General features: G+C 71.4%; 23 protein-coding genes. 8 read left to right on the forward strand and 15 right to left on the reverse strand.

The genetic code is table 11. The features are described from left to right. Positions 1-140 precede the first annotated feature (140 nt). A complete protein-coding gene (locus GA0070620_RS16085; RefSeq protein WP_091591759.1) occupies positions 141-2144 on the forward strand; it encodes an FG-GAP-like repeat-containing protein in 2004 nt (667 codons plus the stop codon). 10 nt (positions 2145-2154) lie between these two features. Here GA0070620_RS16085 and GA0070620_RS16090 read toward each other — a convergent pair whose 3' ends face one another. The 4 genes from GA0070620_RS16090 to GA0070620_RS16105 form a co-directional block, all read right to left on the reverse strand. Continuing rightward, on the reverse strand, positions 2155-2460 hold the full coding sequence (locus GA0070620_RS16090) for a hypothetical protein (protein ID WP_091598829.1): 306 nt from the start codon (positions 2458-2460) through the stop codon (positions 2155-2157). After that, positions 2457-2708 (reverse strand): DivIVA domain-containing protein, encoded by a 252-nt coding sequence (locus GA0070620_RS16095; RefSeq protein ID WP_091591762.1) that lies wholly within the window; start codon positions 2706-2708, stop codon positions 2457-2459. The genes GA0070620_RS16090 and GA0070620_RS16095 overlap by 4 nt, the downstream gene beginning before the upstream one ends. Continuing rightward, the gene (locus GA0070620_RS16100) at positions 2705-2959 is read right to left on the reverse strand and encodes a hypothetical protein (protein ID WP_091591764.1); all 255 of its coding nucleotides are present in this window, start codon (positions 2957-2959) and stop codon (positions 2705-2707) included. The genes GA0070620_RS16095 and GA0070620_RS16100 overlap by 4 nt, the downstream gene beginning before the upstream one ends. Positions 2960-3409: 450 nt before the next feature. Next, positions 3410-4275, reverse strand: a protein-coding gene (locus GA0070620_RS16105) for an IS5 family transposase (protein ID WP_157741751.1) whose coding sequence is annotated in 2 segments (ribosomal slippage) — positions 3410-3942 and positions 3942-4275 — 867 coding nt in all. Because the reading frame shifts where the segments join, the coding sequence is not laid out codon by codon here. 69 nt (positions 4276-4344) lie between these two features. On the opposite strand from GA0070620_RS16105, the gene GA0070620_RS16110 reads away from it, so the two are divergent. From GA0070620_RS16110 to GA0070620_RS16130, 5 genes are all read left to right on the forward strand, one after another. Continuing rightward, positions 4345-4578, forward strand: a complete 234-nt coding sequence (locus GA0070620_RS16110; protein ID WP_091591767.1) for a GntR family transcriptional regulator — start codon at positions 4345-4347, stop codon at positions 4576-4578. 266 nt (positions 4579-4844) lie between these two features. After that, positions 4845-5210, forward strand: coding sequence for a flavoprotein (locus GA0070620_RS16115; protein WP_231922431.1), 366 nt, complete (start codon positions 4845-4847; stop codon positions 5208-5210). Positions 5211-5465: 255 nt separating this feature from the next. After that, positions 5466-6155 (forward strand): type II toxin-antitoxin system toxin DNA ADP-ribosyl transferase DarT, encoded by a 690-nt coding sequence (gene darT / locus GA0070620_RS16120; RefSeq protein WP_091591771.1) that lies wholly within the window; start codon positions 5466-5468, stop codon positions 6153-6155. Continuing rightward, positions 6152-7231, forward strand: coding sequence for a type II toxin-antitoxin system antitoxin DNA ADP-ribosyl glycohydrolase DarG (gene darG, locus GA0070620_RS16125; protein ID WP_091591773.1), 1080 nt, complete (start codon positions 6152-6154; stop codon positions 7229-7231). Before darT ends, darG begins: the two co-directional genes overlap by 4 nt. 75 nt (positions 7232-7306) lie before the next feature. After that, the gene (locus GA0070620_RS16130) at positions 7307-10381 is read left to right on the forward strand and encodes a DUF3427 domain-containing protein (RefSeq protein WP_091591776.1); all 3075 of its coding nucleotides are present in this window, start codon (positions 7307-7309) and stop codon (positions 10379-10381) included. Positions 10382-10397: 16 nt separating this feature from the next. Here the strand turns inward: GA0070620_RS16130 and GA0070620_RS16135 are convergent, their stop codons facing one another. The 6 genes from GA0070620_RS16135 to GA0070620_RS16160 all read right to left on the reverse strand — a co-directional run bounded on the left by GA0070620_RS16135 (position 10398) and on the right by GA0070620_RS16160 (position 15649). Continuing rightward, positions 10398-10946 carry a TFIIB-type zinc ribbon-containing protein gene (locus GA0070620_RS16135; protein ID WP_091591777.1) on the reverse strand — a complete coding sequence of 183 codons (549 nt, stop codon included), beginning with the start codon at positions 10944-10946 and terminating at the stop codon, positions 10398-10400. 70 nt (positions 10947-11016) lie between these two features. Continuing rightward, entirely contained in the window at positions 11017-13161 is a 2145-nt protein-coding gene (locus GA0070620_RS16140; RefSeq protein ID WP_091591780.1) for an MMPL family transporter, read from the reverse strand. 207 nt (positions 13162-13368) lie between these two features. Then, complete coding sequence (locus GA0070620_RS16145; RefSeq protein ID WP_231921818.1) at positions 13369-13776, reverse strand: YciI family protein; 408 nt, start codon at positions 13774-13776, stop codon at positions 13369-13371. 40 nt (positions 13777-13816) lie between these two features. Next, a complete protein-coding gene (locus GA0070620_RS16150) occupies positions 13817-15094 on the reverse strand; it encodes an RNA polymerase sigma factor (protein ID WP_091591784.1) in 1278 nt (425 codons plus the stop codon). A 7-nt stretch (positions 15095-15101) separates the two neighbouring features. Continuing rightward, positions 15102-15461 (reverse strand): helix-turn-helix domain-containing protein, encoded by a 360-nt coding sequence (locus tag GA0070620_RS16155; protein WP_197677457.1) that lies wholly within the window; start codon positions 15459-15461, stop codon positions 15102-15104. A 2-nt stretch (positions 15462-15463) separates the two neighbouring features. Beyond that, positions 15464-15649 (reverse strand): hypothetical protein, encoded by a 186-nt coding sequence (locus GA0070620_RS16160; protein ID WP_197677675.1) that lies wholly within the window; start codon positions 15647-15649, stop codon positions 15464-15466. A gap of 249 nt (positions 15650-15898) precedes the next feature. On the opposite strand from GA0070620_RS16160, the gene GA0070620_RS16165 reads away from it, so the two are divergent. Further along, the gene (locus GA0070620_RS16165) at positions 15899-16336 is read left to right on the forward strand and encodes a VOC family protein (RefSeq protein WP_091591786.1); all 438 of its coding nucleotides are present in this window, start codon (positions 15899-15901) and stop codon (positions 16334-16336) included. A gap of 154 nt (positions 16337-16490) precedes the next feature. Here GA0070620_RS16165 and GA0070620_RS16170 read toward each other — a convergent pair whose 3' ends face one another. From GA0070620_RS16170 to GA0070620_RS16185, 4 genes are all read right to left on the reverse strand, one after another. Then, positions 16491-17798: a hypothetical protein gene (locus GA0070620_RS16170; RefSeq protein ID WP_091591788.1), complete on the reverse strand. Its 1308-nt coding sequence runs from the start codon at positions 17796-17798 to the stop codon at positions 16491-16493. A 122-nt stretch (positions 17799-17920) separates the two neighbouring features. Continuing rightward, positions 17921-18406, reverse strand: a complete 486-nt coding sequence (locus tag GA0070620_RS16175) for a WapI family immunity protein (RefSeq protein WP_157741636.1) — start codon at positions 18404-18406, stop codon at positions 17921-17923. A 104-nt stretch (positions 18407-18510) separates the two neighbouring features. Then, entirely contained in the window at positions 18511-19662 is a 1152-nt protein-coding gene (locus GA0070620_RS16180; RefSeq protein ID WP_091591794.1) for a hypothetical protein, read from the reverse strand. Between the two features lie 201 nt (positions 19663-19863). After that, a complete protein-coding gene (locus GA0070620_RS16185; RefSeq protein WP_157741637.1) occupies positions 19864-21012 on the reverse strand; it encodes a hypothetical protein in 1149 nt (382 codons plus the stop codon). Between the two features lie 422 nt (positions 21013-21434). Here GA0070620_RS16185 and GA0070620_RS16190 point away from each other — a divergent pair, with 422 nt between their 5' ends. Then, a complete protein-coding gene (locus tag GA0070620_RS16190; protein ID WP_091598832.1) occupies positions 21435-22985 on the forward strand; it encodes a gluconokinase in 1551 nt (516 codons plus the stop codon). Positions 22986-23067: 82 nt separating this feature from the next. Here GA0070620_RS16190 and GA0070620_RS16195 read toward each other — a convergent pair whose 3' ends face one another. After that, on the reverse strand, positions 23068-23352 hold the full coding sequence (locus GA0070620_RS16195; RefSeq protein WP_091591800.1) for a putative quinol monooxygenase: 285 nt from the start codon (positions 23350-23352) through the stop codon (positions 23068-23070). Positions 23353-23471 lie beyond the last annotated feature (119 nt).

The following is a 23471-nucleotide window of genomic DNA, read 5'->3' on the forward strand; positions in this document are numbered from 1 at the left end:
GGCGCTGTCGAGGGTCGACGGCGTTACCGCTCCCCGATCCTCGCCGGCCGACATCGGTGCGACCCGAAGACCGTGTGACGCGAAACGACGCCCGGACGCCGTACTAACGGATTGATCATCACGGGGACCGGAGGACGCCGATGGCGCGCACACCCACCCGCTCACGACTGTTCGGCACCGCCCTGGTGGCCGCGCTCGTCGCGGCGACCCAACTGACCGCGGCACCCGCCCAGGCGGGGCCGGCGATCTACCCGCCACCATCGACCAGCGCGACGGCGGTCTCAGCCACCCAGATCCGGGTGAGCTGGCAGGCGGCGCCGCAGGCGTCGTCGTACCGGATCTCGCGCTCCACCGGCTCCAGCGGCCCCTACACGCAGGTCGGCAGCAGCACGAGCCTGGAGTTCCTCGACTCCGGTCTCGCCCCGGCCACCACCTACTACTACGTGGTGCTGGCCGAGTACCGGAACAAGCTCTCCGGCCAGTCACCCCAAGCCAGCGCCACCACCCTGCCGGTGCTGCCCGCACCGAACGGCCTGCGGCTTACCGGCAGTCCGTCCACGATGGAGCTGACCTGGACGGCGGTGCCCGGCGCGGACCGCTACGAGGTCTACCGGCACCACCCGATCGACGGCGACAGCCTCATCACCTCGACCACCGAGCCGTCGTTCCGGGAGACCGGGCGCTCGGACGGCTACTACTACCAGTACAAGGTGCGCGCCCTCACCGCGAACGGCGCGGCCGGCCCGTTCGCGTCCGGCGCCGCGTACACCGGCCTGCCGACCACCACCACGATCGCCGTCAACCCGACCCGCTCCGAGCAGGGCCAGTGGGTGGCGCTGTCCGCGCGGGTCCGCACCGCCGACGGGTCCGAGCCGTGGGGCAAGGTCGTCTTCCTCTCCGGCAGCGAGGTCATCGGCCAGGCCACCCTCTGGCACGGGTACGCCGCGACGGTGACCACCCCGAAGGCCAGCTCGATGACCTACTACGCCCGCTTCGAGGGCTACGGCACCAATCCCAACAACGGCGGCAGCTCCTCGGCCGACCTGCCCTTGCAGGTCGACCCGGCGTACGGCGAGGTGTCCTTCGGCCCGTCCGAGGCGGCCCGGGTCGGCTCCACCGAGACGGCCATCGCGGCCGGCGACCTCACCGGCGACGGGCTCACCGACGTGGTGCTCACCACCGGCGTCGAGGCGGACGCCGGGGATCTCAACCACTCGGCCTACCTGTACGTCCAGCTGCCCGAGCACCGGCTCGCCGCGCCCGTCCGTTACGCCACGTCGACGCCGACCGGCGGCAGCATGGTCCCGGTCATCGCCGACCTCGACGGCGACGGCCGCAACGAACTGCTGGTCGCCTCCGGCGACGGGCTGGACCTGTACCGGCAGTCCACCGGCGGACTCGCCGCACCCGTGGCGCTGCCGTTCGGCGCGTCCCTCGGCGACGTCCACGTCGTCGACCTCGACCAGGACGGCACAGGGGACCTGGTCGCGACCGTCAACGAGTCCGTGCTGGTGCGCTACGGCACCGGCTCCGGCGAGTTCACCGCGCCGACCGCCGTGCCCACGCCGCTCTCCGGGCCGGTGCTGGGAATCGCCGACGTGACCGGCGGCCCCGGCCTCGACCTAGTCCGCCTCGACGGCCGCAACGTCATCGTCGCCGAGCAGACCTCGGCACGCACCTTCGCCCCCACCACCGGCATTCCCGTACCGGAGGGGCAGGAGATCGACGCCCGCTCGTTCGCGACCGGCGACGTCACCGGCGACGGCCGAGCCGACGTGGTCGTCACCGTCACCGGCAACATGCCCGACCCGCGGGTCTCCGTGCTGACCCACGACGCCTCCGGGACGCTCGGCCCGTGGCAGGTCTACGTCGCGTACGACATGCCCGAGCCCGTCGTCCTCGAGGACATGGACGGCGACTCGCGGCTCGACGTGGTCATCGCCCACGGCGGCTGGTACCGGGTGGGCGTCATGCTCCAGCGCCCCGACGGCCGCCTCGGCCGGGAGCAGCTCGGCTACAACAGCTACTACGCCTCCCACTACGAGCACCGGGGCCTCGCGGTCGGCGACATCAACAGCGACGGCCACAAGGACGTGCTGCTGGCCGACTACAACAACGGGATCGTGGTGATCCCCGGGGCGTAGCGGGGATCGCTCAGGCGACGGGTGGTGCCGTTCCGGCACCACCCGTCGCCGCTGTCGGAGACAGCTCCTCGTCCACAGAGGCGCACGGCCCGGCGTGCCCGTCGCGCCGCCGGCAACGGCCGGCAGCGTCGAGCCGGGCGTCGCACCACACTCGGGTACGCAGGAACTGACGGTCCTCCTCGCTGAGCGTGGTCTCGCCAAAGTCGATGGCGGTGACGTGGCCGAGCGAATCCCGCAGGGCCGCCGCGAGGATGTTGGCGTCGTTGAGGCTGGTCAGCGTGGTCGGCAGGTGGATGACCCAGCGCGGCGCGGTCATCGCGGCCACCTGCTGTTGCGCGCATGCTGGCAGCTCCCGTAGCGGGACTGCCACTGGCGCAGCGCCTGGCGGATGCGCTCGGCCTCGGTGTTCGCGGTGGTCACCTCGCGGTGCAGGCGTTCCAGTTCGTCGGCAGCCCGGTTGAGGTAGTCGTGTACCTGGTCGGGATCGAGGCCGCGCCACCTGGTGTCGAAGGCGGCGGACCGGAGGTCGTGCGGGTGCAGGCGCCCGCCGGTCAGGTAGATCATGGTCGCGGTGCCGTCTGCTCGGCGACCAGCAACTGCACCTGACGGTCGGTGAGCCCACGCTGGTCCAACACCCGACGACCCCAGCGGTGCAGGCGGCACGGATGGGCGGCGCGGTCGTTGCGACACCGCTGCCCGTCGGGCCACTGCTCGGCGGCGTGCACGGTGACCGCCCTGATGGCGAAGCCAACGTCCTCGGCAGTGACGTACGGCGGCAACGGCAGGTCACCGAGGATGGCGTCGATCGAATCCATGACCCTCCTTCATACGACTGCGCCTGTTCCTTCGGCGACGGCGCTCGTTCCTGCTGATCGCGTTGTTCTTGCGATCGCGTCGTTTGACGATCGCGGCACCGAGACGGGCGGGGACGGTTGTGCGACCGCGACCGCACCAACCGGAGCCCAGCGCCCGCCCCGGGCCTGTCTCGTAGGCCCCGACGCCCTCAGCCGGGTTGTTGACGGCCTCGCTCTCTGAGCGCTCGTGGTGATTGGTTGGGGCGTCGAAGCAGTGCGCCGCCCGGCCCGGGCTCGAACCGACCGGCTGGCGCAAGCGACGCTGCTCCGACGAGGGGCCCACCGCAGTGCCTAGCTGGGGTGTTTCCTCGTCATCACACCTTAACGGCATTACTGGTAAAGTCAACGTTGCCCTTGAAGTTCTCCCAGCGCCCGTGATCAGATGTGTGGGCCTAGGGCGTGTCCTGTCGATCATGGGAGCCAGATGACGGCAGCGATCAGGACGAGGCCGGCTCGGTAGAGGGATGCGCGTTTGGCGTATCGCGTTGCCAGGTCACGCCACTGCTTGAGCCGGTTGAAGCAGCGTTCCACGACGTTGCGCTTCTTGTAGATCACCTTGTCGAAGGCCGGTGGTCGCCCGCCGTGGCTGCCCTTGGCGGCCCTGCGAGCGACCTGGTCGCTGCGTTCCGGGATGACGTGCCGGATCCCGCGTTGTCGCAGGGCTCGCCGGGTCGAGTCATGTGCATAGCCCTTGTCCGCGATCAGCACCTCCGGTCGCTTGCGGGGCCGACCCGGCCCGGGCTCGTTGACGCGGATCGCGTCCAGCAGCGCCAGGAGCTGCGGGTTGTCGCCGGCTTGGCCGGGGGTGAGCAGGATCGACAGCGGCCGTCCGCGTCCGTCGACCGCGAGGTGGATCTTCGTGCTCAACCCGCCGCGGGACCGGCCGATGGCCTCGCCATCTTGCGCACCAGGCGTCGCCGCACTTGTCGGGGAGCCCCCTTTTTGCGGGCGCCAGCGGCATGCTGGTGCGTCCGCACGATCGACGAGTCGATGCTGATCGTCCACTGCACCGGTGTGCCGTCGTCATGCACCTGCGCGGCGGCCAGGATCCGATCCCACGTCCCGTCAGCGGTCCAGCGGCGCAGCCGTTCGTGGCAGGTCTTCCACGGCCCGAAGCGTTCCGGCAGGTCACGCCACGGCGCACCCGTGCGTAGCTTCCACAGGATCCCGTTGATGACCTGGCGGTGATCCCGCCACCGCCCCCGAGCTCCGCCAGGTTCCGGTAGCAGCGGCGCGATCACCACCCACGCCTCATCGGTCAGCTCACCACGACGCACCACCGGCACATCGTTAACGATCAACCATTACATGATCGGCAGGACACGCCCTAGCTGGGAGTCCTTCGCATGCCCGCACGACAATTCGAGCCGCACTACCGGCGGATCATCGCCGACATCAGAGAGCGCATCGCCTCAGGCGAGTGGCCGCCCGGCCACAAGCTGCCCTCCACCAAGGCGCTCGCGGAGATGTACGAGGTCGGCAGCCCGACCACCGTGCGCCAAGCCATCACGATCCTCATCGAGACAGGCGAGCTGTACGGCCACCAAGGACTCGGCGTCTTCGTGGCAGAACGGGCGTGAACCCTTCTGCCGAGTACGTCCTCCATAGGCGGTCACTGCTCAGCCTCGTGTTCGAGGAGGGCCTCGCCCCGGCATCGGAGCCGAGGCTGGAGGCCGTGCACCCGGGGCCGGTCGCATGACCGAGGGGAAGATCCTCTACCTCGTCGTGTGCGCCGCGCCGCCAGCCCTCCAGATCGGCGAGCTCGTCCAATTGTTGATGGCAGACGGCTGGACCGTCTGCCATCATCGCCACGCCGACAGCGGCGACCTGGATCGATCGGGATGCCCTGGCCAAGCAAACCGGCTATCCGGTCCGGTACGAGTGGCGGCGGCCAGGCGATCCGGACCCCCTACCCAGCGCGGATGCCGTCGTGGTCGCGCCAGCGACCTTCAACACGATAAACAAGTGGGCGCTCGGCATCAGCGACAACGTCGCCCTCGGCATCCTCAATGAGGCGCTGGGTTTAGGTCTCCCGATAGTCCTCCTACCGTTTGTCAAGCGAGCCCTGACCTCTCACCCTGCATACAAGCGCAGCATCGATGCACTTCGCACGAGTCGCGTGGCCTTTGCCGCCCGGACTAGAGAGCTCCAGGAATCCGGCCGGGAAGAGGCACCCTGGCCCAGCGTCCTCACTGCCATAAACGACCTCTAGCCCGATCACATACCAAGCCACTCCCGCGCGGCGCACTTGGCTCGGACCAGCTAGCCATACGTACACAACATCCCCGACCGGCCTGAGATCGACACCCCCGACCGCTCACAGGATCACGTGAGTGGGTCACACACCGAACACCAACAGGAAAGCTGTCCGGCATGCGACAGTTGGCCTCTCCCGGACGCCGCGTGCCTGACTCGCTGACTATCGTTCGGCTCCGCATCCATCCGCCTCTTAGGACAGACGTTATCGATGGTGACCGACGCCGGTCGACCGGAGCCGACCCTGATCATGCACTTCACGCACATCGACAACCTGCCGGGCGTCCTGAAAGCCGGCAAGTTGTTCTCGGACAGCGGCGTGGGCTCGCAGTTGGCAACGAACGTGGGTGCCGCAGAGATCAAGGCGCGCCGGCGGCAACGGATCGTTCCCTGTACGCCGGGCGGCGTCGTCGCCGACTACGTGCCGTTTTACCTCGCGCCACGGTCCCCGATGATGTATCGCATCGCGTGCGACTACCGTGACGGAAGGCCGGGTTGCTACCCAGGAGGGGACGATCCGCTCGTCTACCTCGTGAGCTCGGTAGAGCGGGTTGACGCCGCCGGGCTCGACTGGGTGGCGAGCGACGGCAACTGTTCGGTAGGACTCACAAGCTTCTCGGCTCGCCTCGATGATCTTGCCACGCTCATCGACTGGCCGTTGCTGCGAGCGAGAGTCTGGAAGGACATCCCCGAGGACATGGATCGGATGCGCCGGCGGGCTGCCGAGTTCCTGGTGCATCGTGAGTTTCCCCTCAACCTGGTCATCGGTTACGCCGTACGGACGGACGAACGGCAAGAACAGGTGAAGCAGCTCCTGCGTGACGCTGGCATGATCGAGCCGTACGTTCGTGTCAGACCGGACTGGTACTACGGTTACGAGCGGCGGGAGGTGCGCCAATGATCATCTTGAGTCACGGGAACCTGCTGACCGCCGACGCCGACGCGCTGGTCAACACCGTCAACACGGTCGGAGTGATGGGCAAGGGCATCGCCCTGCAGTTCAAGCGCGCCTACCCGGCCAACTACGCCGCCTATCGAGCCGCGTGCGCCAGCAACGAGGTCCGGCTAGGCCGAGTGTTCGTATTCGACTCGGCCCGCCTCGGCCCTCGCAGATACGTAATCAACTTCCCCACCAAGGGCCATTGGCGAGCCGGTTCGAGACTGTCGGACATTGAGGCCGGCCTTACCGATCTCGTACATGTCGTACGCGAACGGCAGATCACGTCGGTGGCTGTGCCCGCACTGGGCTGCGGTAACGGAGGGCTCGACTGGAACGAGGTGCGGCCGGCTATCGAGCGGGCCTTCGCCGAGCTTCCCGATGTGCGAGTGCTGCTCTTTCCACCGGAGGGGGCACCGGCCCCGGCCGACATGCCGGTAGCGACCGAGAAGCCTCCGCTGACCTCCGGACGGGCCACCCTACTGCAGGCCATCGATCGTTACCTGGAACGGGCACGCGCACTCGAACCGCGCGACGGCGTCACACTTCTAGAGATTCAGAAGATCGCCTACTTCCTGCAGGTCCTTGGGCAGCCGCTACGCCTGCAGTTCAATCGCGGCCGCTACGGCCCGTATGCCGAGAACCTCAACCACGTCCTGGACAGGCTGGAGGGGCATTACCTCACCGGCTTCGGCGACCGGTCGGCGCGGGTCGAGGAGCTTCAGCCGATCCGACTCACCGTCGGCGCTGCCGAGGCGGTCAGACTCTGGCACGCCGCCCATGACTCGACGCCGTTCGAGGTGTTGGACCAGTTGGCGCGCCTGGTCGACGGTTTCGAGGCCCCTTACAGCCTTGAGCTACTGGCAACCGTCCATTACGCGGCCGCGCTGCATCCGCCCACCAGCGATCTCGACGAATTGACCGAGCGAGTTCGTAATTGGAGTGGCCGGAAAGCACGCCTTTTCACTGCTCCGCATATCCGGCTGGCCTACGACCGCCTACAGTCAGCGGGTCTAATACCCGCGTTGAATGCTGCGTGAAGTTTTGCCACCGGGCCTCAAGCCCATCAGGTATGGGGGTACGCGAGAGGTGACGCGGATGGGTGAGGTTGCTCGGTGACGGATCTCGAACGGGGCATCTACGAGCACCTCATTACGAGCGATCTCGCCAACCGGCTCAACACCGTGGATGCGGCGCGTATCCAGCGCGGCAACCTCGACCCCGCCGACGCGCCCGACGCCCTCGCCCGTCACGTCGCAGCCCTTGCCCAGCGCGCCTTGCACGCCGTCGGCGGTGGTGACGACCGGCTTCGACGCCAGGTCGACCTGGCAAACCGGATAGCCGAGGCCATCGGAGCGCTCAGCCCGCAGGCTGCCACCCAGCAGGACCAGATCACCGACGCCAAGCACCTCCTGCACGCGATCGCCGCCCCGCCCATCCCGCCCGCGCAGCCCGTCTTTCCGGCACGGCCCACGACCCCGCTCTCCACCGGGGCGCTCCTGGTGAATGGCAAGCATCAGCCGCGCATCGGGCACGAGGTCACGCACGAGATGGCCTCCGCGGACCAGGTGGACCTGCTCTGCGCGTTCATCAAGTGGTACGGACTGCGCGTGGTCGAGCCGGCGATCCGGGACCTGATCGCCCGGGGCGGCAGGCTCCGCGTCATCACCACGACCTACCTCGGGGCGACCGATCAGCGGGCCCTCGATCGGCTCGCCGAGCTGGGTGCCGACATCAAGGTGTCGTACGAGACCCGGACCACCCGGCTGCACGCGAAGGCGTGGCTGTTCCGCCGCAGCAACGGCACCAGCACCGCGTACGTCGGCTCGTCCAACCTGTCGAGGACCGCTCTGATCGACGGGGTGGAGTGGAACGTCCGCATCTCCAACCTGGAGCAGCCGTACGTCATCGACACGTTCACCGCGACCTTCGAGGACTACTGGAACGATCCGGCGTTCGAGGCGTACGAGCCGACCCGGGATGCCGACCGGTTGCGGCACGCGCTGTGCGGGGAGCGCCCCGGCGAGACGCCCACCGAGATCGCCAGCCTGGACGTGCGGCCGTACGGCTATCAGGCGGAGATTCTGGCCGACCTGGACGCCGAGCGGCAGGTCCACGGCCGGCACCGGAACCTCGTCGTCATGGCCACCGGCACCGGCAAGACCGTGGTCGCGGCGCTGGACTACCGGCGACTGCACCGTGCGGGCACGGTCGACTCGCTGCTCTTCGTCGCCCACCAGGAGCAGATCCTGCGGCAGAGCCTGTCGACGTTCCGGCAGGTGATGGGCGACGGCAGCTTCGGCGAAACGCTGGTTAGTGGCCGCGAGCCGCAGCACTGGCGGCACGTCTTCGCCTCCATCCAATCGCTGCACCGGCGGGAGATCGACCCCGAGGCGTACGACATGGTGATCGTGGACGAGTTCCACCACGCGGAGGCACCCACGTACGCCCGACTCCTCAACCGGCTGCGGCCGCGCGTCCTGCTGGGACTGACGGCGACCCCCGACCGGGCCGACGGCGGCGACGTACGCCGCTGGTTCGACGGCCGCGCGGCCGTGGAGCTGCACCTGTGGGAGGCGTTGGAGCGGCAGTTACTGGCGCCATTCCAGTACTTCGGGCTGCACGACGACGTGGACCTGTCGCAGCTGCGGTGGAAGCGCGGGCAGGGGTACGACCCGACGGAGCTGGACAACCTCTACACCGGCAACGACGCGCGGGCGCGGGCGGTGCTGCGGGCCGCTCGGGAGCTGATCGACGTGTCGCGGATGCGTGCGTTGGGCTTCTGCGTGAGCATCGGGCACGCCGAGTTCATGGCGGACTGGTTCACCAAGCACGGCGTACCGTCGGCGGCGGTGACCTCGCAGGTCCACCCCGCCGGCCGGCAAGCCCTGCTCCGGGACTTCAAGGCCGGCAAGCTGCGCGTCCTCTTCACGGTCGACCTGTTCAACGAGGGCGTCGACCTGCCGATGGTCGACACGATCCTGATGCTGCGGCCCACGGAGAGCGCGACCATCTTCCTTCAACAGCTCGGTCGCGGGCTGCGCCTGGACGACGACAAGCCCTGCCTGACCGTGCTCGACTTCATCGGCGGGCAGCACGCGAACTTCCGCTTCGACCTGCGCTGGCGGGCCCTGACTGGGGTGAGCCGGCGGGCGGTGAGGGAGGCGGTCGAGGACGACTTCCCGTCGCTGCCGAGCGGCTGCCACGTCCAGCTGGATCGGGTCGCCAAGGAGATCGTGCTCACCAACCTGAAGTCGGCGCTGCCGACGTCGAAGCCGGGTCTGGTAGCGGATCTGCGGCAGCTCGGCGACGTGGACTTGGCCGCGTACCTGAGGGAGAGCGGCCTGGAGATCGAGGAGGTCTATCGGTCGGCGGGTGTCGGCGGGTGGACTGGGCTGCGCCGGCTCGCCGGCCTGGACACCTCGACGCCGGGGCCGGATGACCGTGAGTTGAGCCGGGCCTTCGGGCGGATGCTGCACCTCGACGACCCCGACCGGCTGGACCTGCTGGGCCGGGTTGCGGGCGGCGAGCGGCCCGAGGCGGGACGGCTGTGGGACCTGCTGCACTTCGACCTGTGGGGGCCGAATGCGCCGCTGACTTCGCGGGACGAGCGGCTTGCGCGGCTCTGGGCCGACCCGGCGCGGTGTGCCGAGCTGCGACAGGTGGCGCAGGTGCTGCGGGACCGCATCCACCGGGTCACCGAGCCGGTCGGCCTCAAGGAGGTGCCGCTGCGGGTGCATGCCCGGTACAGCCGCAACGAGGCGTGCGCCGCGTTCGGGATGCCGAACCCGGGGTCGCTGCGCGAGGGCGTGAAGTGGCTGCCGGACGCCCAGGCCGACCTGTTCTTCGTCACCCTGGTCAAGTCGGAGGCGCACTACTCCCCCACGACCATGTACGCCGACCGGGCCATCACCGACACGCTCTTCCAGTGGGAGTCGCAGAGCACCACGTCGGCCGCCTCGGCGACCGGGCAGCGCTACATCCATCACGACGAGCGCGGGTCGACGGTGCACCTGTTCGTTCGGGAGACCAAGGTCGCCGACGGTGATCTGGGTGTACCGGCCTACCTCTATGCCGGCCCCATGACGTACGAGTCGCACACCGGCGACCGGCCGATGCGGATTCTGTGGCGGATGCGGCACGCGCTGCCCGCCGACATGTACGCCGCCGCCCGAGCGATCGCCGCCTAACTGTGCGGCTCCATCGTCAGGGCGAACGCTGGACGGTCGACGGCTGCGCTGTCAGCCGAGGTTCCACATCCTCCGGCAGCTCAGCCCCGCAGAGCGCGCAAACATAGTCGTCGTCGCGGACGACGTTGCGTTCACCGCAGTCGAGGCAGCGTCGGAAAACGACCGCCGCGGTGAACCCGTCCGGACGGTCGACGCCAGCGCGGTCGAGGGCGTCGGCCACCGCCGTCCAGGAGGCGGGGTCGGGGCAGTAGCCGGTGGACTGGTTGCTGACCTCGGTCACCACCCAGCCGTCCGGTTCGGCGGCGAAGGCGATCTCCCCCGCGCCGAGGACCTCGCCGCCGCCGGCGCAGGTGACGTGTTCGCTGCGTCTCGGGGCGAGCCGCAGCGTGCCGGCGGGGTCAATGACATAGGTCAACGGTTCGTCGCGGTCGCGTGGGTCGGTGGCCGCCAGATAGGCATCGAGGTCGGCCGGTGATCGGATGGGCGTGCCCTCGGGGGAGTCGCCGACCGAGGCCCGCACGTCGGCCGGGCCGACGTACCGGTATCGACGCCCCGCTACCGTCACGGCACCGAGCGTACGCCCGTGTGGCCGCCACCGCGGACGACCACGCTGCTCCGGGCGGCCTCGACCCCCGCTATCCCGGCAGGTCGGCGGTTCGGGCGTGCCGCCCGGTGGTGGGCCGCGCGTCGCCGTGGCCCGGCCACCATGCCTTGTGTCCGATGAGCGCGGTGAGGGCGGGGACGAAGAACATCGACATGACGAACGCCGACAGGACGATGCCGATGGCCACGGCGAAGCCCATCTGCTGGAGGAACGAGATGGGTGCGAGGATCAGCACCGCGAACGTTCCGGCCAGGATCAGTCCGGCTGCCGCGACGGTCGGGCCGGCGTGTTCGACGCCGATGGCGGCGGCCTGGTGTGGCTCGTTGCCGGCCCGTGCTTCCTCGCGTAGTCGGGCGATCATCAGGATGTTGTAGTCGGTGCCGATCGCCACCACGAAGAGGTAGAGGATGATCGGCAACTGGAAGGTGACGCCGGGTTCGCCCCGGATGCCCTGGAAGAGGTAGACGGTGGCGCCGAGCGTGGCGGCGAAGTTGAGCAGCACCGCGATCACGAGATAGATGGGCGCTACGAGGCTGCGCAGCAGCAGCGCGAGGATGAGCGCGATCAGGGCGGCCGCGACGGGCAGGATCACCGACAGGTCGCGGTTGTTGGCCGAGTTGATGTCCGCGAAGATCGCGGTGGTTCCGCCGACCAGCGCGCGGGTGCCGGGTGGGGCCGCCGCGTGTACGGCGCCGCGCAGGTCCTCGCGCACGAGGGTGATCGCCTCGTTGGAGACGGGGTTCTCGTCGAGCAGCAGGTTGACTCTGGCCACGCTCGGGTCGGTGCTGCGTTCCGGGGGCTGCGCCTGGCCCACTCCGGGGGCTTTCGCCACGGCCGCCGCGAAGTCGGTGACCTGCTGCTCGGTCAGCGGCGACCCGTTGGTGGTGGTCAGGTAGGTCTCGGTGGGGGCGAGCGCGCCGGCGGCGAACCCGCGTTGCAGGTCCTTCGCGGCCTTCGCCGACTCGGTGTCCTGGGGGAAGCCGGCGCTGAAGTCGTAGTCGGCCTTGTAGCCGAACACGCCGACGGCGAGCGCGACCAGCAGGGCGCCGGAGGCCGCCGCGACGAGGGCGGGCCGGCGGCCGACGGCGGTGCCGAGCCGATGGGAGAGGGTCGCCTTGGGCGTACGCTGCCACGCCTTCGACGGCCAGAAGACGTACCGGCCGAGCAGGGAGACGACCGCCGGGATGAGGGTGAGCGAGGTGACCAGCATGACGGCGACGGCGATCGCGAGCGCCGGGCCGAGCGAGCCGAAGAAGCCCAGGGAGGCGAGGAGCAGCACGAGGAACGCGACGATGACCGCCCCGGCGGCGGACGTGATGACCTCGCCGACCCGCTGAACGGAGACGATCATCGCGGTGCGCTTGTCGTCGCCGGCGCGCAGCCGTTCCCGATAGCGGAAGAGCAGGAACAGGATGTAGTCGGTGCCGATGCCGAAGAGCACGATCAGCAGGATCGTCTGCACGTCCTGGCTGACGCTGAGGTCGAAGGCCTTGCCGGCGGCGGCGACGAGACCCGTCGTGATGCTCAGGACGACGCCGACGACCACCACGGGCAGCACCGCGGCGATGGGGCTGCGGAAGATGATCAGGATCAGTCCGATGATCAGGATGATGGTGGCGATGCCGACGACGGCGAAGGCCTGGTTGAAGGTGTCCTCGTTGTCGACGAAGCTCGCCACGTCGCCGGCCACGCCCGCAGTGAGCCCACTGTTCGCCAACTCCGGGCCGAGGTCTGACCGCAGGTCGCGTACGGCGTCGAGCAGCGCCGGGTCGTCCGGGGTGGGGGCGTCGAGCCCGACGCTGATGATCTGCACCGACTTGTCAGGCGCCACGGCCTGCGGGCCGGTCAGGTAGCCGGAGGTGTGCGGGATGTTCCTGGCCTTGAGCGACTGGGCGAGCTGACCCACCCTGGCCTCGTCCGCCGGCGTGAGCTTCTGCCCGTCGGCGCGCTTGACCACGATGGTCGCCGTCGCGGTGGCCTGCTGCGGGAACGCCCTCTGCCCGAGCTCGGTGGCCTGCACCGACTCGTACGAGCGGGGCAGGAAGCTCTCCTGGTCGGCGGAGGTGATGTCGCTCAACGACGGTGTGGTGGCGATGATCGCGGCTGCCGCGATCACCCACCCGGCGATCACCCACCACGCCTTGCCGACGACGAATCTGCCCAGCCGCTCGAACATGCTTCCCCCGTGCCCGGCACCGTCGACGTCTGGGCCCGGACCGCCCAGAGGCACCCGCCCGTCACTCTGTCGGGCGATCTTCGCTACCCGCTGTGCAGACTACCGTCGCATGTCGCCTCTTTTCGGACACTTGGCCGCCGGCCGCCGCGAGTGTCCGCGGGAACGGGGGCCGGTCCGGTCGGACCGGCCCCGCTCACGTGCCGTACGTCAGGCCGGCTCCGAAAACTCGTTGACCTTGCGGACGTCGACCTCGACGTCAACGCCGGCCGCGATGAAGAGGTCGACGAACCGCTTCGCCCACTCCATCGCCTCGTCCTTCGACCGGACCTCCATCAGCGCGAACCCGGCGATGAGCTCCTTGGTCTCGGTGAACGGACCGTCGGTGATGGTGGTCTTGCCCTTCTCGGCGGTGATCCGGCCCGACTCCTTGCTGCTCTTCTCCAGGCCCTCACCGGCGAGGAGGACGCCGGCCTTGGCGGCCTCGCCGACGAAGGCACCCATCCGCTCGATGAACTCGGGGCTCGGGTCGAAGGCGCCGGGCTGGTCCTCGTCGAGCTTGTGCATGAGCATGTAGCGCATTTCGGTGTTCCTCTCCAGGATCTCGGTGACTCTCACTGACGCGTCGATCGGATCGGCCGGGATCCGACATCCAGTTTCAAGATTTTTCTGACCGCTGGTGGCGGCCGCTCCGGTCGCTGGCGGCGGCCCGGTCGAGCAGCAGCGCCCGCTCCCGCGCGTTGCCGGCCAGTGACGCCGCGCGTTCGAACTCGCGCCGCGCCTCGTCGTGCCGGCCGAGCTTGGCGAGCAGGTCGCCGAGCACGCTGGGCAGCAGGTGGTACTGGGCCAGCGCCGGCTCGTCGGCGAGCTTCCGGGCCAGCTCCAGACCGGCGGCGGGGCCGTCGGCCTGAGCGACGGCGACCGCGCGGTTCAACTCCACCACGGGCGAGGGCACCAGCCGGGCCAGCTCCACGTAGAGGGTCGCGATCCGCGCCCAGTCGGTCTCCTCCGGCGTACGCGCCCGTGCGTGGCAGGCGGCGATCTCGGCCTGGACGGCGTACGGGCCGGGGTGGTCGGTGCGGGCCCGGTCGAGGGCGGCGAGGCCGCGGCGGATGAGCAGCCGGTCCCAGCGACTGCGGTCCTGGTCGTTGAGGAGGATCGGCTCCCCGTCGGGGCCGGTGCGGGCGCGGGTCCGCGACGCCTGGATCTCCAGCAGCGCGGCGAGGCCGTGCACCTCGGGTTCGCCCGGCATGAGGGCCTGCAACTGTCGGGCCAGCCGCAGCGCCTCCTGGGCGAGGGCGGGGCGCATCCAGTCGTCGCCGGCGGTGGCCGCGTACCCCTCGTTGAAGATCAGGTAGACGACCTCCAGCACCGACCCGAGGCGTTCGGCGCGCTCGGCCGGCTCGGGGACCTCGAACGGCACCTTCGCGGCGGCGAGGGTCTGCTTGGCCCGGGTGATCCGTTGCCCGATGGTGGACTCGGTGGTGAGGAAGGCGCGGGCGATCTCGCCGGTGGTCAGGCCGCCGAGCAGCCGCAGGGTGAGCGCGGCCCGCGCGATCGGGGAGAGCACCGGGTGGCAGGAGACGAAGATCAGCCGCAGCAGGTCGTCCTCGATGCGGTCCTCGACGGCGGCGTCGAAGTCGGGGGTGTGGTGCTCGTCGAGGTCACGGCCGAGGGCGTCCACCACCCGGTCGCGGGTCTGCTGGCGGCGGACCAGGTCGACGGCCCGCCGCTTGCCCACGGTCGTCAACCACGCGCCCGGGTTGGCGGGTACGCCGTCGCGCGGCCACTGTTCGAGGGCGGCGACCATGGCGTCCTGCGCCAACTCCTCGGCCAGCCCGACGTCCCGGACGATCCCCGCGATGCCGGCGACGACGCGTCCGGCCTCCATCCGCCACACCGTCTCGACGGTGCGCCGCACCTCCGACTCCCCCACGGGCACATCACAGCAGGTCAGGGTGGGCGTACGCCAGCACACTCCCCACCGGCGCCCAGGCGGCTCGGTCAGACGGCGCCGGACTTCGGCGCGAACCTGACATCCAGCCGCACGTCGAGGGCCCGCGCCAGCCGTTCCAGCACCGGCAGGGTCGCACCGTCCCGCCCGCTTCGCAGCGGGCCACGGCCGACTGCGTCATGCCGGCGACGCGGGCGAGTTGGCTTTGACTCCACCCGTGCTGCTCCCGCAGGTGCCGCACCTCCTGGCCCAGCTCGAAGGCGATCCGGGTGGCCTCGTACGCCTCAGCCGCCCCCGGTTCGGCCATCCGCCGCTCGCGCAGGTCGTTCCAGTCGACGCAATCGTTCACCGTCAACCTCCCTCGTGCGCCGTGTGCCGCTCCTCGACGCATCGTTCCCACGCCCGGCGGGCCCGCTCGACCTCCCGCCCCGCCCGCATCCGCGTCTTGTTGAAGACGGTCAGCAGGATGATCCGGCGGTCGGGGGCGATCCAGTACGTCAGGCGTACGGCGTCGCGTTCCAGGGCCCTTCCAGCCATCCTCGGACCTCTGGTTCCAGCTCCACGCCACCCCAGCCCATAGCATCGATGCTGAGTAGGCGGCGTCGTAGCACTGCGTGTCGGGCAAGCCGGCTCGTCGTTCCCGACGCCTGTCACATCCGCCGCCTAGGGTGGGGAACGACGTGCCCGAGAAGGAGCGGCGATGATCGATCACCTGGCCGTCCCGGTCCGTGACCTCGACGGCAACAGCGTCGAGGTCGTCTGCCACAGGCCGGGTGTGACCGGCTGATGGAGCAGCGGATCAGCCTCGTCACCCTCGGCGTCGCCGACCTGGCCCGGGCGCGCACGTTCTACGAGCGGCTGGGCTGGCGCGGCCAGGAGGTCGAGGAGACGGTCTTCTTCCAGGCCGGCGGGTTGGCGTTGGTGCTGTGGGCACGGGACAAGCTGGCCGCCGACGCGGGGGTCGACGATCCGGGTGGCGGCGGCTTCGGCGGGCTCACGCTGGCACAGAATGTCCGCTCCCGGGCCGAGGTCGACGCGCTGCTGGCGACGGCCGCCGCGGCCGGCGCGCAGGTGACCCGGCCGGCCCGGGACACGTTCTACGGCGGCTACGCCGGCTGCTTCGCCGATCCGGACGGCCACATCTGGGAGATCGCCTGGAACCCGGGCTTTCCGCTCGCCGAGGACGGCACGCTGACCGTCCCGGACTTCGGCGCCACCGGGTGAGCCACCGCCACCGGCCGGATCGAGCAGTGATCGACTCCGTTTCCCTGATATCGCGGTGTCCGGGGCGATCGGATACCGCGATATCGCTGATCCCGAGTGGATCACGCCCCCGACGGCCCGACCGGCACCGGCGCCGGCGCCGGACGGAGGTACGTCAGTCGCGGGGGCAGAGCAGCGGGTCGAGCAGCGGCAGCTGGATCGGGTCGAGGCAGACCGTGAGCAGCCGTGGATCCGAGGACGACGGTGGGTTCGTCGGGGCGGGCGCGGCGGTCGGCGGTGGGCTGCTCGGCGCTGGGGCGGGGGCGGTCGTCGTGGTGGGGGTCGGCGCGGGCGCGGGCGGCGTGGTGCCCTCCACCGGCGGCGGTGCCGGCGCGGTCGTGGGGACCGGCGCAGTCGTCGGGGCCGGTGCGGGAGCCGTGCCCGGGTCGGATCCGCCGCCCCCATTCGGCGTTTCCACCCGCTCGGTCGGCGTGGTGCCCCCCGGCGTTCCGGGAGACGTCGGCCCGGCGGGCGCGTCGCCACGGGAGACGGCCGGGACCGGGCCGATGGCGGGCGTGCTCAGGTCGACGCCCGGCGTGACCGGCTCGGCCGGCAGGGTCGGCACGACCGCGCCGATCGCCCACGGGCCCCGCGTGTCGAGGACCTCCGCCCCGATCTCGTAGCGCCCCGGGTCCTGTTCGGCGCCGCCGGCGTTGGCGCTGAAGCTGGCGAACGCCAGCATGACGACGGTGGCGGCCACCGCGCGGCGCTCCGGGCGTACGGCGGTCAGCGGCGCCTCGTGCGGCTGCGCCGGCGGCGGCGGGGTGGGCCGGCGGCGCTGGTGCGCCTCGGCGAGCGCGTCGAGTTCGGCAACGACGGTGGCGCGTTCACCGCGGGCGGCGGCGACGGCGAGGGTCAGGTAGAAGCGGGTGTTCGCGACGGTGGTGGCGGGTACGAGCAGCCCGGCGAGTCGCGCCGCCGCAGCGGTGTGCAGCAGGGTGAGCGGCGCGTCGGGGTGGTGGGCGGGGCCGAGCAGGTCGGCGTGGCGCCACTCGCGCCGCTGCTCGCGGCCCCCGAAGGCGACGCGGTGGTTGGTGACCACGGCGAGGCCGGAATCCACGACCCGCAGGCCCCGGGGCAGGGCGCGTCCGGTGACGCCGGGCGGGCCGACGGCGAGCGCGGGCGCGGGCAGCCCCGGCACGTGCCGGGCGACGGCCTCCACCAGCTCGGCGGCGGGCAGCACGCGGTAGACGAGTTCGTCGCTGTCGAGCTCCACCGGCAGGCCGGTGCGGGGCTGGGCGGCGCCGAGGAAGCCCGCCGCCTCGATGCGTTGCCGGGTCAGTTCGTCGGCGCGGCGGGTCCACGCGTCGACCTCGGTCTGGTGGGCGCGGCGCCGCCGCTCGTTCTCGCGGTCCGCCCAGGTGACCCGCCAGCCGTGTCGGGTGGTCGCCGAGGCAGCGGTGCCGAGTGAGGTGATGGTCACACGCGGTACAACAGCTCGCGTTCGTGACAGGACACGCGCCGGGGATAGACGCTTCCCTTTTTTCCCGATAAGAGAGAATTGGCCCGCGCCGATGGGGCGGTGCGCTGCGAGCACCCGACAGGTCAGGAGACGACCCGCTGCGGGTATGCCTCGACCTCCCGAGCCCAGTGCTCGGCGGCGACCGCCAGGTGGTCGGCCGAGACGGTCAGCGGCAGGCGGTAGACGGCGGTCAGCGGACGCCGCATCCACGGAGGCAGCGACTCGGAGGAGAACTCGACGGTCAGCTCGACCCGGCGACGGCGGATGACGCGGGAGTGGAACGCCAGGTTCGGCTCGGCGAAGCGCAGCACGGCCGACGGAGCGACAAGGCCCGCCGCGGCCTCGGCGTGCCAGCGCAGCCAGTCGGTGAGCATCCCGGCCTCGGCCACGGTGAGGCTGGGCTGGCAGTGGGACCAGGCCTGACCGTCGGCGGTCCGGGCGTCCGCCTCGATGAGCAGCCAGTCGTCCCACCCCGTCGCCTCGTCGGGATCGACGGGCGGCTCGACGCCCGGCTGGTAGCCGACCGGCCGGATCCTCAGCCGCGCACCGTCGTCGGAGCGGATCTCCATGCCGATCATCATCTAGGACAAAGACCATCATTCGTGCAGGAATCGGATGGAGATGAAGCGGATCACGGGGAAGCGACGGGCCGATTCGACCGCACGGTTCCCGGTCAGGTCCAGACGGTTCGGCGCACCCCGCGGTGCCCGGCGCACGCCTCTCGGGAACCCCCGGTCAGGCTGACCACCCCGTCGCGGCACTGCACCAGGTAGCCCCGCCCGGCCCAGAACTCCTGTGCGCAGTCGAAGTGGTCGCAGGTCTCGGCGGCGGGCTTGCGGATCCGGTAGCCGCCGCAGAAGTCGTACCCCATCGGGTTGACCGGGGCGCCGCACCGCCGTTCGGCGCTCGACGACGGCGACGCCGTGGGCTTCGGCTTCCTGGGCGTGGGCGACGCGGACGGCGCGGGTGCCGACGGCGCGGTGGCCGGTCGGATCAGTGCCGGAACGGCGCTGGGGCTGACCCCGGGGGTGGCCGCCACGGCGCGCACGCCGGCGGGATCGGACGGGCCCGACTCGATGAGCACGGCGGGCACCAGCAGGGCGAGCGCCGCGGCGATCGCCACCGTGCGCCGGCCACCGGGCACCAGCGCGGAGAGCCGCGCCTGTCCGGGCGTCGCGACCGCCGGCCGGAACGGCTTCAGCTCGGCGTGCTCGGCGATCAGCTCGTCGAGCTGGTCGAGCACCGTGGCACGCTGCTCGATGGCGTCGGCGAACGCCAGGGTCAGCCGGAACCGGAAATCAGCCGCCGCGTCGGCGGGCAGCATCAGCCCGGAGGTGCGGCGACGGTCCAGCACCTGGATCAGGGTGACCGGCGCCGCCGGGTCGTGGGCCAGGCCGGTCATCTTCCCGTACGCCCAGTCGCGCCGGCCGCGACCGCCGAGCAGCACGAGACGGCGGCTGGTGATCACGGCGGTCCCGGCGTCGGCGACGCGGATGCCGTCGGGTCGCCGCGTTCGCGGTGGCCCGATCTCCGGATGGACGGTGAGGTCCGGCGCCGGCAGTACGGCGGTGTGCCGCACCTCGACCAGCTGCGCTGCGGGCCAGACCCAGAGCACCACCTCGTCGGGTGCCAGCTCCAGCGGAAGTCCGGCGCCGGCCGCCGCGGAGCCCTGGAGGTCGGCGGCGAGGCCGCGCAGCCGGCGCAGTTCGTCGTCGCGCCGCCGCCAGGCGGCCTCGGCGCTGCGGTACGTCCGGTGTCGACGCTCGTTCTGCCGGTGCGCCCACCGGTACCGCCATGTGGAACCCGTCGAATCAGTCTTTGCCACGCCGACTCCTTCGCCGCGCAGGCCACCAACCGGGGTGTCACACGTGTTAACTCCGGCGGCGGCCGGCGCGGACACGCCAGCGCGGACGAAATAGCCAATCGGCGGACCAAGTTGGACGATAGGGCGGTATTGCCACACCGAATCATGCTCGTCGGGCGTGTCGCATCGGTTCGACGCCCTCCCACCCGTCGGGCGCGCAGGTCAACAGGGAGGCGCGGATCCGCGGGCCCGGGCAGCCGACATCTGCCGCGCCTGGGCGGCGGTGACCAGGCAACCGGCCAGCAGGGCGCGGCCCTGCGCCCGGACCGCGGGGGCGTCGGGGTGGCCGGGTAGCCACTGCTCCGCCTCGCCGATCGTCAGCTCCGCCCGACCGTGGGGCAGTGGCATCGCCCCGGGCGGGAGGCCGCCGAGCCGTGCGAGGTGCCCGGCGGACAGGATCTGGCACCACATCGCGTCGGGGACGAGGACGTCGGCGAGCAGCTCCACCCCCGGCCGGCGGTCGACCGGCCGCCCGTCGACCGCGGGCCGCTGCGACCACTGGGGAGCGAGCACGCGCTCACCGTCCGGCTCGGCGTCCACCCCGGCCCAGAGCAACGTGGAGGCGTGCCCGCGAAGCAGGTCGCGCAGCGCGCGCATCCGCCCGGGCAGGTCGGCGAGGGCCGGGTCGCTCGACGCGACGGTGAGCGTGGCCGCCGGTAGCGCGCGGTCGACGCCCAGCGTGGCGGCGACCAGGCGGTCGGTGAGGTCGCCGGCGAGCACGGTCAGCGCGGTCGCCGTGGGCAGGGTGGCGAGCACGGCGGCGGCGACCGGGCGGGCCGTCTCGGCGGTCAGCGGCACCTGGAGGCCGAGCACGAGGGCGCTCAACTGGTCGGTCGGCCCGCGCGTGCCGTGCAGCCAGTCGAGCGCGACGTCGAGCAGGGGCCACGGCGACGCCGCCGACCCGTCGCCGAACGGCGGGCCGAGCGACGCCCGCAGGTAGCACCGAGCCGACGGACCGACGTCCCCGATGGGGCCGACGCGGCCGGACCGGGTCACCGCGACCGAGGCGTCCCGCACCCCGGCACCGTGCAGGTGCCGGACCAGCAGCTCCGGGACGCCGAGCACCTGCTCGGCCGGGAGCCGGCCGAGGTCCACGACGAGGAGTTGCGCGCCGGGCACGGGGATCGGCGACGAGACGAACGCCGGGCCCGACGAGATCCCGTCGAGGGTCGTGGCCTCGAGCCCGAGCAACGCCCGTCGCACCGCGGCCATCGCGGCGGGCAGGTGGCCGTCCGCGGACCGCACCTCGACCATGAGGCTCTGCTGCTCGCGCACAATTCCATCGATGTCGAGAACTACGACGACGGTCACGTGACCCCCCGACGCTGGGCGCAATTCTGCGGCGGCTCGGCGCCGTCCTTTCCCTGACCGTCTTCCCGGTTGAAGAACATGGCGGGACAGAATCGGCGCCCGTCTATTGACAGGGGAAGGGAGCCATCGGGGAGCATATGGCGGCGAGCCTTCGCCGCAGGTCCCCGCCGCGTCCGCTGCATTCCCGACTGGCCAATCCGTCGCATTGGCTGGAATGTGCACGGCGTGAAAAAAGGGCCCGGAAGTTGGCCGATGTAACGCATTCGCATTAATCGGCGCTGTTTGCCATTTAGCGTTTCGTCCCCGTCGGCGCGGCCGGTCACGCGCCGAGCGATCGGCGGACGGGGCGCCCGCCACCTCGGTAACGTCAGCCGCAGACGCGTGACGCGCCCCTGCGGGGCCGGGCCGAGGGGGTGAGCGTGGTGGCCGACCCGGCCGGCGACCCCGTGGTGGTCGCCGTCGACATCGGCACCACCAGCGTCAAGGTGGTCGCGTACGACACGCGCGGTCGACAGCTCGCCGGTCACTCCACCGGCTACCGGCTCGACGAACCGCAACCCGGGTACGCCGAGCAGGACCCGCAGAACATCCTCGACGCGGTCATCGGGTCGATCCGCGCCACCGTGGCCGCACTGGACCGACCCGTCGCCGGGCTGTCGTTCGGCTCGGCGATGCACAGCCTGATCGGCCTCGACGGCCGTGGCGACCCGCTCACCCCGTCGATCACCTGGGCCGACTCCCGCGCCAGCCGCCAGGCGGAACGGCTGCGCGCGGTCCCCTCCGGGCTGGCCCTGCACCGCCGCACCGGCACCCCGGTGCACCCGATGGCTCCACTGCCGAAGCTGCTCTGGTTCGCCGAGCAGGAGCCGAGGCTCTTCGAGACCGTCGCGCGCTGGGTCGGCATCAAGGACTGGGTGCTGCTCCGGCTCTGCGGAACGCTGGTGACCGACTACTCGCTGGCCTCGGCCAGCGGCCTGCTCGACATCCACCAACTCACCTGGGACAACGAGGCCCTGGCGATCGCCGGGATCAGCGAGAGTCAGCTCCCCCGGCTCGTCGACACCACCGCCGTGCTGCCCCGCGTCACGCCGCAGACCGCCGCCGCCACCGGCCTGCCGGCCCGCACCCCGGTGGTCGTCGGCGCCGGTGACGGTCCGCTGGCCAACCTGGGGCTCGGTGCGGTGCGTCCCGGGGTGATGGCCTGCTCGATCGGCACCAGCGGAGCCATGCGGGTCATGGTGGAGCGCCCCGGCGTCGACCCGCTCGGCGGGGTCTTCTGCTACGCGCTGACCGAGCGCCGCTGGGTCGTCGGCGGCGCCATCAACAACGGCGGCATCGTGCTCCGCTGGGCCGGCGACGCCCTCGCCCCGGACCTCGGCGCGCACGCGGAGCGGGAGCTGACCGCCCTGGCCGCCCGGGCGCCCGTCGGCTCCGGCGGACTCATCATGCTGCCGTACCTGCTGAACGAGCGCGCACCCCACTGGAGCGCACTACCCCGCGGGGCGTACGTCGGGCTGACCCGTGGGCACCGCCGCGAGCACCTGGTCCGCGCCGCCCTGGAGGGGGTCTGCCAGCAGTTGGCGCTGGTGCTGGCCTCGGTCCGCGCCGCCGGCAACGAGGTCCGGGAGATCCGGGCCAGCGGCGGGTTCGCCCGCAGCGGCCTGTGGCGGCAGATGCTCGCCGACGTGCTGGGCATGCCGGTGAGCTTCCCGACCGGACCGGAGGGCTCCGGCTTCGGGGCCGCGCTGCTCGGCATGCAGGCGCTGGGCCTGATCCCCTCGATCGACGTGGCCGCCGACCTGGTGCGGATCGAGGAGACCGTCCGACCGGACGCGGCCGCCGCGGCCACGTACGCCGCGCTGCTGCCGCTCTTCGCCGAGTTGTACGACGCGCTGGTGCCCACCTTCACCTCGCTGCGCCGCCTGGCGCCGGGCCTACCGCCGGAGCCGGTGCCCGCCCCGCCGCCCACCTGACCGACGGCGGGCGCGATCCGGCGGCGGCCCGCCCCGGAGAGCCCGCCCAGGTCGGGGACGCAGAGTGATCGCGGCGTCGCCGTCAGGGCGCCTCGACGGCGGAGATGCGGTAGCGGTGCACCTCGGCGCCGCGGATCGCCACAGTCTGCTCCTCGCTCGGCCCCGAGCCCCGGAAGGCGAGCAGTCGCTCGTCGGACTCCCAGCGCTCGTAGACGTTGACGCGCCCCGGCTCGATCGGGTCGGGGCTGATCGCGAAGTCGACGCAGCCGGGCGCCGACCGCGCCTGCCGCACGGTGTCGAGGCAGCTGGCCAGGTAGGCGTCCCGCCCGTCCGGGTCGACGTAGAGGCTGCCGGCAACGATGATCAAGGTGGACCTCCGGTGGTCGTTCGGTGACTCGGTGATACTCCCCCGGTCTGACGGTTTCCGGCGGCCGCCAACCCGCCACGATTTCCGGCAGCCGCCAACCCGGCACGGTTTCCGGCGGC

Source organism: Micromonospora krabiensis (assembly GCF_900091425.1).
In the GTDB taxonomy this organism is placed as follows: Bacteria; Actinomycetota; Actinomycetes; order Mycobacteriales; family Micromonosporaceae; genus Micromonospora; species Micromonospora krabiensis.